Raw genomic sequence first — 6,013 nt, 5'->3', positions numbered from 1 at the left:
GCCACCACGACGTCCTCCCGACGTTGCGGCCCCGCCCCCGGCGCGTCCTCGGTGTCCGCCGCGGGCGCGGGGACCAGCACCGGCCCGCCCTTGCCCCGCGAGACCCGGCGCGGCAGTCCGCCCGCCGTCCGGCCCGTGTCCGGCGCGGAGGGCCGCGGCCCTCCCGTCGTCCCACGGTGCCTGCCGTCCGCGTCACCGGCGGAACCGACGGAACCGACAGAACCGGCCGTGGACGCCGACGAGGGAGCCGACGGAGCCGCCGACGAAGCAGCGCCACCCGACCCGGGCACCGCGACCAGGTCCCGCTGCCCGCGCCGGCCGCCCGCCGCAGGCCGCTGCCCGGCCGCGCCCGGCTCCGGCCTCCCGTCCGGCACCTCCGCGAGCAGCTCGCGCGGGATCAGCACCACCGCCGTCGTCCCGCCGTACGGGGACGGCCGCAGGTGCACCCGGATGCCGTGCCGACGGGCCAGCCGGCTGACCACGAACAGGCCCAGCCGGTCGGTGTCGGCGAGGTCGAACTCCTGCTCCACGGCGAGGCGTTCGTTGATCTCCGCGAGCAGTTGCTCGCTCAGCCCGAGGCCGCGGTCGTCGATCTCCAGCGCGAAGCCGTGCGCCACCACCTCGCCCTGGACGGTGACCTGGGTGCTCGGCGGGGAGAACACGGCGGCGTTCTCGACGAGTTCGGCGACCAGGTGGGTGACGTCCGCGACGGCGCTGCCGAGCAGGCCGGTGCCGGGGAACGGCCGGACGATCACCCGGGCGTAGTCCTCGACCTCGCCGACCGCCGCCCGGACCACGTCCACCATCCGGACCGGCTTGCGCCAGGCGCGCCCGGGCGAGCCGCCGGCCAGGATGATCAGGCCCTCGGCGTGCCGGCGCATGCGGGTGGTGAGGTGGTCGACCTTGAAGAGGTCCTCCAGCTCCGCCGGGTCCTCGGTGCGGCGCTCCATGGTGTCGAGCAGGGTGAGCTGGCGGTGCAGCAGCACCTGACTGCGCCGGGCCAGGTTGACGAACACCGCCGAGACCCCGCGCCGCAGTTCGGCCTGTTCGACGGCGGCCTCGACGGCGGCCCGCTGCACCGCGTTGAAGGCCTGGCCGACCTGGCCGATCTCGGTGTCCCCGAAGTGCAGCTCGGGAGCCTCGGTGGCCACGTCCACCGGCTCGCCGCGGCGCAGCCGCAGCATGACGGACGGCAGCCGGGTGCCGGCCAGCTCGTGGGCCGCGTTGCGCAGACCGATCAGCTGGCGGGCCAGGCCGCGGCCGATCCGGAACGAGATCATGATCGACAGCACCACGGCGACCAGGCCGATGGCACCGGCGATGCCGCCGCGCCACAGCAGTCCCATCGAGGCGGACCGCGCGCGCTCGTCCAGCCCGGCGGAGATCCGGCTGTTGATCGAGGCGAGGTCGCCGAGCGCCCGGTCGGCGGTCTCCCGCCAGGAGTCGCTGTTGAGCGCCTGGACCACCCGCTCGGGGCCGCCGGCGCCGACGAAGTCCGCCTCGGCGCGGGCCAGGGCGCTCCAGGCCTCGCCGCCGCGCAGCGCGACGTAGTCGGACTGGTCGGCGGGGTCGAGTTCGGCGACGTAGACGGTGAACAGCGCCTGCTGGTTGTGCAGGGCGTCCAGCGCGGTCTGGTACTGCTCGGCGGTGGGCTTGGCGACGCCGGTGCGCAGGCCCTCCATCGCCGCGTCCTCCTGCGACAGGTACTCGCGGGCGCGCACCAGCTCGATCAGGATGGTGCCCTGACGCGGGAGTTGGCCGCTCTGCCGGGCGACGTAGGCGGACCGGAAGCCGAACACCGGCTTGACCAGGTCGCTGTACTGGCCCAGCGCGAACTCCCAGTTCAGCGCGGAGCGGCCGACCTGGGCGCGGAGCGGTCCGAGCTGGTCGGCGGCGGCGACGATCTGCACGAAGCGGCCGCGCTGCGGGGCGGAGAGCTTGCCGGCGGAGGCGTCCTTCTTCTGCCGCAGCACGTCCAGGCTGCGGTCGGTGGCGGCCTTGGCCCGCTCGTAGCCGTCCCTGGCGGCCGGCGAGCGCGGGTCGGCCAGGCGCTGGACGGCGGCGCGGCGCTCGTTCTGCAGGTCCCCGGTGTACTGGTCGACCGGGCCCGCGAACTCCTTGTACGTACGGCTGATCCCGAGCTGGTTCCAGACGTCCCCGGTGGTGGCGATCGTCGCGTAGGCCCACAGGGCGGTGAGCGCGACGATGGGCACCAGGAGCAGCGCGATGATCTTCGCGCGGATCGAGCTGCTGCGCAGACGCATGGAGTCCTCGGTCGGGAAGTGCCAGGCGCGGACGGGGAGCGGTAGGGACGGCGGGAGCGGTGGGAACGGCGGGAACGGTGTCGAAGGGGCCGGTTCAGGGCCGAGACGGAGCCGGGTCGGGGCTGGTACGGGGGGTGGCGCGGGACGGCGTGGAGGGTGCCGAGGGCAAGGTCGGGGGAGGGGTTTCCGGCCACAGGTCTGCGAGACTCTACTACGCCCTCACCACTCGTTCGAGGGGCGAACCGGTCCACCGACCGGTCTCGTCCCGCACACGTCAGAAACCGGCCACCCCCTCCTCCGCTTCGCGTCCTGAATGTCCCCCCGTGCCCGGAAACATGGGATTGACACGAGGCCCCCGCACCCTCCGCGGTTCCTCCCCCACGCCTCCCCGGGTACGACACCACCGGAGGAGGCCGGTGCCGATCTCGTCGTGTCACCGCCACAACCCTGGGCAGTGACAGGGCGATCCGATAGTTTCGGCCCACCCCGTACTACCAGCACCGAACTGGGGAGGACTGTGCGCGAGTTCACCACCCCCGCCCCGGCCGTGCCCGAGGCCTCCGGAGGACTCGCCGACTCCCTCTACGACACCGCCGGGCGCACCCCCGACCTGGTCCAGCTGTCCTGGCGGGCCGAGGACGGGCAGTGGCAGGACGTCACCGCCCGGGAGTTCCGGGACCAGGTGCTCGCCTTGGCGAAGGGTCTGCTCACCCACGGCGTGCGCTACGGCGACCGGGTCGCCCTGATGTCCCGCACCCGCTACGAGTGGACGCTGTTCGACTACGCACTCTGGTCGATCGGCGCGATCACCGTGCCGGTCTACCCCACCGCCTCCCCCGAGCAGGTGCGCTGGATCCTCGCCGAGACCCAGGCGGTGGCCTGCCTGGTCGAGGACGAGGACGCCGCGATGACCGTCGGCGCGGTCTGCGACGCGCTGCCCGACCTCACCGGCATCTGGCAGCTGGACCGCGACTGCGTCGCCGCGATCACCGAGGACGGCCTCGGCGTGCCCGACTCCCTGGTGCACCGCCAGCGCCTCGGCGTCGCCGCCGGGAACATCGCCACGGTCGTCTACACCTCGGGCACCACCGGCCGCCCCAAGGGCTGCCTGATCACCCACGCCAACCTGGCCGCCGAGGCGGACGCCCTGCTCGCCGGCTGGGGGGACGTCCTGCGCGACACCGGCGGCGGCCGCCCCGCCACCCTGCTGTTCCTGCCGCTCGCCCACGTCTACGGGCGGGCCGTGCAGATCGCGGCGATCCGCGGCGGCTTCCGGATCGGACACATCCCCGAGGTCTCCACCGCCGCGCTGCTGCCCGCGCTGGAGACCTTCCGCCCGACCTTCCTGCACGCCGTCCCGTACGTCTTCGAGAAGATCTTCCAACAGGCCCGGCGGGCCGCCGAGGACGCCGGGCGCGGCGAACTCTTCGAGCAGGCCCGGCAGGTGGCCGTCGACTGGGCCGCCGCCCGGGAGCAGAAGGCCTTCGGCCGCGGCCCCGGACCGGGCGCGGCCCTGCGGCTGCGCCACCTCGCGTACGAGCGGACCGTCTACCCGAGGCTGCGGGCGGTGCTCGGCGGCCGGGTGCGCAGCGTGATGTGCGGCGGCTCCACGCTCCGGCGCGAGCTGGGCCTGTTCTTCACCGGCGCCGGCCTCCAGCTGTACGAGGGCTACGGGCTGACCGAGACCACCGCCGCGATCACCGCCAACCCGGCCGGCCGGCAGAAGCTCGGCACGGTCGGACAGCCGGTGCCGGGCGCCTCGGTGGCGATCGCCGACGACGGCGAGGTGTGGGTGCGCGGCGGCTCGGTCTTCGGCGGCTACCTCAACCATCCGCGGTGCACCGCCGAGTCCCTGGTCGACGGCTGGTTCGCGACCGGCGACCTGGGCCGGCTGGACGAGGACGGCTACCTCAGCATCACCGGCCGCAAGAAGGACCTGATCGTCACCAGCAGCGGCAAGAACCTGGCCCCGGCGGCCCTGGAGGAGCGGGTCGAGGCGCACCCGCTGGTCTCCCAGTGCCTGGTGGTGGGCGACGACCGCCCGTACGTGGCCGCACTGATCACGCTCGACCCGGCCGCCCTGGCGCACTGGCTGAAGACCCACGGGCGGGAGCAGGCGGACCCGTGGACAGTGCTCGCGGACGAGGAGCTGCACGTGGAGGTCCAGCGGGCGGTGGCGGCCGCGAACACGGCCGTCTCGCGGGCCGAGTCGATCCGCGCGTTCCGGCTGCTGCCACGGGAGTTCAGCCAGGAGCAGGGGCTGCTGACCCCCTCGCTCAAGCTGCGGCGGGCGGCGATCGCCGAGCACTACGCGACGGACATCGAGGAGTTGTACCTGCCCTGAACCGGGGCTGTCCGCACGGTCCTTGACGTACCGTCTTGTCCCTTGTGTCACACGGGCGATGGCCGCGCGACGGCAGCGGGGCGGCAGCGGGGTTCATCCGCTGTTCCCTTGACGGCCTCATTGGTCTAGTCCATTGTTGCGACGATCCAGAGTTCCACGGTCCGATTCCGCTCACGCCCTCCCCACGGGCGTACCCCCACCTGCTGGAGTCCTCACGTGTCGATGTCCACGCGCCCGTCCACAGGCCCGTCCACACATCTGTCCACGCGCCTGTCCGCGCTGGCCGCCTCGGTCGCCCTGCTCACCGGCCTCGCCGCACCGGCGGCCTCGGCCGACGCCGCCCAGACCGGCGGTCCGAGCGCCCAGGCCGCCCCGACCGTCAACCTCGCCACCAACCCCGGCTTCGAGCTGCCCTCCCCCGACCTCGCCGACTGGGGCAGCATCCCCGGCTGGAGTTGCACCGGCGGCCCGGCCGAAGCGGCCGTCACCGCCAACGCCCCGCGCACCGGCACCTCCGCGCTGACCGTCACCCCCGCGAACGCCGACTCCACCGGGGAGTGCGCGCAGACCGTCGCGGTCCAGCCCAGCACCACCTACACGGCCTCCGCATGGGTGCGCGGCACCTTCGTCTACCTGGGCGCCACCGGCACCGGCAAGGACGTCGCACCCGCCTGGACGGAGACCACCGGCGGCGGCTGGCAGCGGCTGAGCACCCGGTTCACCACCGGCCCGAACGCGCGCAGCATCCGGCTGTACGTGCACGGCTGGTACCAGCAGGGCCCGTTCTCCGTGGACGACGTCCGGGTGGACGGCCCCGCGCCCGCCCCCGCCGTCGCGGCCGGCTCCGTCCCCACCAACGACAAGGTCGTCTTCTTCACCGTGGACGACGGCTGGCAGCGCACCCCCGAGGCGGAGCGGTTCATCGCCGACCACCGACTGCCGATCACCGCCTTCCCGCTGCCGATGCCGGCCGCCACCGACCCGGCCTTCTTCCGACGGGTCACCGCCGTACCCGGCTCCTCGGTCCAGGACCACAGCGTCTCCCACACCGACCTCAGCACGCTCCCGCTGGAGCGGCAGCAGGTCGAGATCTGCGACGCCCGTGACTCCATGGCCCGCCTCTTCGGCACCACGCCGACGTTCTTCCGCCCGCCGTACTTCACCTGGAACGCCGACACCCTGCAGGCCGCCGCCAACTGCGGCATCCGCACCGTACTCACCGCCGACGCGGACTTCAGTTGGGGCGCCGCCAACATCTGGCACCCGGGCCTGCTGCAACCGGGCGATGTCGTCCTGATGCACTGGACCGACACCCTCGCCGCCGACCTCCAGCGCGCCCTCGCCGCCGCCGACGCCGCCGGGCTCAAGCCGGCCGGCCTGGTCGACTACCTCCGCTGACGGGCAC

General features: G+C 73.8%; 3 protein-coding genes. 2 read left to right on the top strand and 1 reads right to left on the bottom strand.

The window, feature by feature from the left end:
* Nucleotides 1–2,264, bottom strand: a 2,264-nt coding sequence (locus tag ACFU6K_RS28545; protein WP_380667767.1) for a nitrate- and nitrite sensing domain-containing protein, incomplete at its 3' end; no start/stop codon positions are given.
* Nucleotides 2,265–2,781: 517 nt separating this feature from the next.
* Between ACFU6K_RS28545 and ACFU6K_RS28540 the strand changes: the two genes are divergently transcribed.
* The gene (locus ACFU6K_RS28540) at nt 2,782–4,608 is read left to right on the top strand and encodes an AMP-dependent synthetase/ligase (protein ID WP_380667765.1); all 1,827 of its coding nucleotides are present in this window, start codon (nt 2,782–2,784) and stop codon (nt 4,606–4,608) included.
* Between the two features lie 222 nt (nt 4,609–4,830).
* The gene (locus ACFU6K_RS28535) at nt 4,831–6,006 is read left to right on the top strand and encodes a polysaccharide deacetylase family protein (RefSeq protein ID WP_380667769.1); all 1,176 of its coding nucleotides are present in this window, start codon (nt 4,831–4,833) and stop codon (nt 6,004–6,006) included.
* The last annotated feature ends 7 nt before the right edge of the window (nt 6,007–6,013 follow it).

Source organism: Kitasatospora sp. NPDC057512 (assembly GCF_042802135.1).
Classification (GTDB): domain Bacteria; phylum Actinomycetota; class Actinomycetes; order Streptomycetales; family Streptomycetaceae; genus Kitasatospora.
This window is presented reverse-complemented; position numbering and strand designations above follow the sequence as displayed.